Source organism: Candidatus Similichlamydia epinepheli, assembly GCF_003056015.1.
Genome location: NZ_PPEU01000063.1, coordinates 1 through 4252 on the forward strand (window position 1 = coordinate 1; position 4252 = coordinate 4252).

Consider the following 4252-nt stretch of genomic DNA (forward strand, 5'->3'; position numbering starts at 1 on the left):
TTGTCACGTTGGTTGGAGATATGTTTGCAAATATAAATTGCCGTTGTGTTCCCTCTCCTGGATCGAAAAGAAATCCTTCATCGTTCCACCTAAGAAGGTACCCAGGATGACTCCGAAATCGAGTAGGCTGTTGGCTCGAGGAACCAAGTATGATTAAGTCTCTCACGCTCATGAAAGTGAAGTGTCTCTTGGTTAGATGGTGTTCAGTAAGTTGCCTGTCCACGAGAATTTCTTCTGTACTTGCTTGCAAATTCTGCAGAATATTGAATTTTCTTTGGGGCCGTGTGTTCATCCATAAAGGCGATTTCGAACACTTCATGGTAAAAAGAAACAAAGTATAGACTCAGGCCTCTTTTTAAAAGTTCCGGCAACTCTTCAACATCTTGTTTATTCAAAGCAGGCAGGATTATGTGCCTCAAATGTGAGCGTTTTGCCGCTGCTACCTTTTCTCTAATTCCACCTACAGGGAGAACCTGGCCATTCAAAGTTAGTTCTCCAGTCATGGCTAATCCAGGTTTAATCTTCTTTTGTAAAAGCTGAGATATAAGTGCCGTAACCATGGTTATCCCTGCTGAAGGACCATCCTTTGGCGTCGCACCTTCTGGTAAATGTGTGTGAACTTCCTGCTTTGGGAAAAATTTAAGATCAGAACGCTTCTTTCGTAACCAACTCTGACAAAAGCTCCATGCAATTTCTGCAGACTCTTTCATTACTGAACCTGCCTGGCCTGTTAGTCGCATGGTTGTACGTGCTGCTGGAACTGTTAAAGTTTCTACACAAAGGGGAGTTCCACCTAAAGCCGTCCAGGCTAACCCTACAGCAACACCAATTGGGGGAGACTGAATAAGTGGATCTTCTTGGAACCTAGGAATGCCCAACAAACATCGAATCATCTTCTCACTCACCTCTTTCGGCTCGAAAGATTGAGTCGAGGACTTATTGACGTGCTGCATAACAAGCTTTCTACAAACTTTTTTAATTTGCTGTTCAAAATTACGAACACCAGCTTCACGAGCGTAACCAGAAACAATAGCCTTTAATGTTGCAACAGGAAAGACAAGAGCATTCTTCTGCAATCCAATTTCGTCTAAAGCTGTAGGAATAAGATGCTTCTTGGCAATTTGAATTTTCTCTTCAGTTATATACCCAGATAGATAAATTACCTCGAAACGATCTCTTAAAGCATCAGGAATGCTGTCCAGTAAGTTCGCAGAAAGAATAAAAAAAACCCTACTTAAATCACATGGAACATCTAAATAGTGGTCTAAAAATTGACCATTTTGTTCTTTATCTAACACTTCAAGCAGAGCAGATGCAGGGTCACCAACAGGAGAACTCATGATCTTATCGATTTCATCAATAAGAATAACTGGATTCATAGCTTGACAAGTCTTCAATGCTTGAATGAATTTACCTGGCATTGACCCGATATATGTTTTTCTGTGCCCCTTTATTTCAGCTTCATCTCGCATCCCACCAACGGGAAATTTAAAAAATTTTCTCCCTAAAGCTTTTGCTATTGAGCGAGCAATTGTAGTTTTACCAACGCCAGGAGGCCCAACCAGGCATAGAACAGCTCCCTTCATTTTCCCTAGCATTGTTGAAACAGCAACGATTTCGCAAATTCTTTCTTTTACTTCTTCTACTCCCCAGTGCTCTTTATTGAGAATCTGCTTGGTTTTTTTGCAGCTTACCAATTGCTCATCGTAAATTCCCCAAGGGATAGAGGTAATCCAATCTAAATAATTTCTACAAACAGAGTAGTCTGGGCTGTTATTTTCTAATCCTGATAAGCGCTGAATTTCTTCTTCGACGACCTTAAGGACATGAGGAGGAACGACTTTCGACTGTAGACGAGTTTCAAATTTTGAAATCTCTGAACTGCGATCATCCTGCTCCATTCCAAGTTCTTTTCTAATAGTTTTTAACTGCTCGCGTAAAACATATTCTTTTTGAATTTTACCGAGGGCCAATTCAACTTGTTGATCGATCTCATATTGAATTTTGCTCAAATCTTGTTCCTTTCGAACAAGGAAAAGAGTTGTCTGCAAACGCTTTTCTATTGACAGACAAGCTAATAAATCCTGCAATTCTTCTGGCTGAGCTGTTGTTAAGGAAGCAACCATGTCTCCAAGAGCTGCAGGTTGGTTCGGATCTGCATGCTCTAAAAAAACACGCAACTCATCCTTGAAGAGAGGATTTAAAGAGACAATTTCCCTAACTGCTTTCAATATGCTTTTTGCATAAGCTTTCAGCTTTTTCTCTGAGGCATCTATGTTATCTTGTAAATATTCTACCTCAGCCCAAAAATGATCTTTTTCCTGACGAATCGAGATAACGCGAAACCGCTTCTCTAAATCCACTAAAGCCTGAAACCCACCGTGATTGACGGGTAGTATCTTGGAAATTCGCCCCGCAACACCAACTTCATGAAGCTGACTAACAGAACATTCTACGTTTGATCCCTTAGATAATAAGACTCCAATTGTACGAAGATCTGAGCAAGCAATTTTTTTAATCGTTTCATACTGCACACCAGATTCAATGGATATAGGCAAAGCAATCCCAGGGAAATACGGCCTCTTGAATACTGGTAGAATCAATAAGTCCGTGGGGAAAGGATGCGCCTCTCCGCTTTGTTGCACATTGTTTTTATCGGAACCTAAAGGATCCTGTGTTGATATTGCTTTCTCAGAAGGCATTCCATCTCACATGGTGTGCGCCCACAAAAAGGCACATAAATTCTAATCACTCAACTCCCCAGGATAGGAGATCTCAGCTCTGAATGCAAATGCTAGGATACTTATCTTGCAAGGTCATTTGCTTTCTCTTTCCCATCGGAAGAGAACTTTTCTAGCTCCTCCGAAGAAAACAAAAGGGCATTAGACTTCGCCTTACCACGAACAGGCTGGCACAAAATCTGATTGTGACTTTGAATAACAAGAAATAATTCTTCTTCAACCTCGATAAGATAGGCACACATCTTTTGGCCTACATTTGTTTTATTTAAAATAAAAATTTTTACTCTTTCACCTTCACGAATTGGACAAGTCCAACGATCCAAAAAATAATGTGAAAGAAGCAAGAGAGCAATAACAACGATACCAGCAGTTCCAATCCAAAAAGAAAAATTGGAGGTTGTCACCTCTGGTGTAGGGGTTCCTATATTTCCTTCTGTACTGAAGGCTAAAATTGAGGCGATAATGCAACTAAAAAATAATAAAAATATTCTAAACATCATCTCCAACTTACATTAGCAATGACTGATTCGACTCTAGTCTGTTTCACTCTTGATGGGAAGCGTATTAACAGATAAGATCGCGACCCATTTGCCTTTTGTTGCTGTGTTGGGGTGCCGACGTGGATGATCAAATCGAATCTCTTTTGGGTAAAAAGTTACCTGTTTTGGATCATGGATTTGTTAGGTTGATTGATTTTATGGGTTCTGACGAGTTTGTTGCTAATTGTACACGACTTGAATCAGATGAGCTCGATCGATTTTCGAATGAAGAGAGAATTGACTGGTGTTTTAGAACTTCCAACTTATCCCCACTTGAACAGGCGTGTGTAGTTTTCCAAATTAGATTGCCAATTTATGTGATGGGGCAGCTGGTGCGCCACAGAACGGCTAAGCTCAACTCGTTTTCTGCTAGATACGCTAAGGTAAATCATCAATTTCATGAGCTTGATATTAAAGATTTGAGGATGCAGGGAGACCTGAATAAGCAAGTAGGTCAAGGATCATTAGAAGGGGATTTTGCAAAAAATTGCGTTAAATCTATTCAAGAAGCCTCGGAACAAGGATATCGAAGATACCTTTCTCTAATGGAAATGGGGCTTTGTCGTGAACAAGCAAGAATCATTCTTCCTCAAAACGCTTACACGACAATTTTCTGGAAAATGGATCTGAGAAATCTTTTTCATTTTCTACGGTTGCGCTTAGGTAAGGACGCACAAAAAGAAATTCAGTTTTTTTCACAACAAATAGCTTACTGCGTGACTTGTCTATTCCCTATTTGTTGGAAAAGTTTTCAAGACAACCACCTCAAAAAGGTACACTTTACCCTGTCAGAACTCAAACTTTTAGCCATTTTTAAAAATTGTTTGATTTGTTCGTATAGTAACTCAGCTTGACTTTTCTCAAGCCAATTAGGTGTCCAAAATTCAACTTCTTCATTAGGCCAAGCTAGATGATATTTCGAAGGCCGACAACGAGTGAACTCGAAGGAAAGAAAAAGAGGCAGCCGCAATC

The 4252-nt window shown here is 40.1% G+C and carries 3 protein-coding genes and 1 pseudogene; 1 reads left to right on the plus strand and 3 read right to left on the minus strand.

Annotated elements, in window-relative coordinates:
• The 3 genes and pseudogenes from GCCT14_RS05650 to GCCT14_RS03735 form a co-directional block, all read right to left on the minus strand.
• A pseudogene (locus GCCT14_RS05650) lies at nucleotides 1–172 on the minus strand (ribonuclease Z); the annotation flags it as partial.
• 31 nt (nucleotides 173–203) lie between these two features.
• A complete protein-coding gene (gene lon / locus GCCT14_RS03730; protein WP_108624296.1) occupies nucleotides 204–2702 on the minus strand; it encodes an endopeptidase La in 2499 nt (832 codons plus the stop codon).
• Between the two features lie 101 nt (nucleotides 2703–2803).
• The gene (locus GCCT14_RS03735; protein WP_108624297.1) at nucleotides 2804–3238 is read right to left on the minus strand and encodes a hypothetical protein; all 435 of its coding nucleotides are present in this window, start codon (nucleotides 3236–3238) and stop codon (nucleotides 2804–2806) included.
• A 122-nt stretch (nucleotides 3239–3360) separates the two neighbouring features.
• On the opposite strand from GCCT14_RS03735, the gene thyX reads away from it, so the two are divergent.
• Entirely contained in the window at nucleotides 3361–4134 is a 774-nt protein-coding gene (gene thyX, locus GCCT14_RS03740; protein ID WP_108624298.1) for an FAD-dependent thymidylate synthase, read from the plus strand.
• The last annotated feature ends 118 nt before the right edge of the window (nucleotides 4135–4252 follow it).

Excerpts from the sequence above, each read along its gene's own strand:
- lon (WP_108624296.1), bottom strand. The coding sequence starts at position 2,702 with ATGCCTTCTGAGAAAGCAATATCAACACAGGATCCTTTAGGTTCCGAT.
- GCCT14_RS03735 (WP_108624297.1), bottom strand. The coding sequence starts at position 3,238 with ATGTTTAGAATATTTTTATTATTTTTTAGTTGCATTATCGCCTCAATT.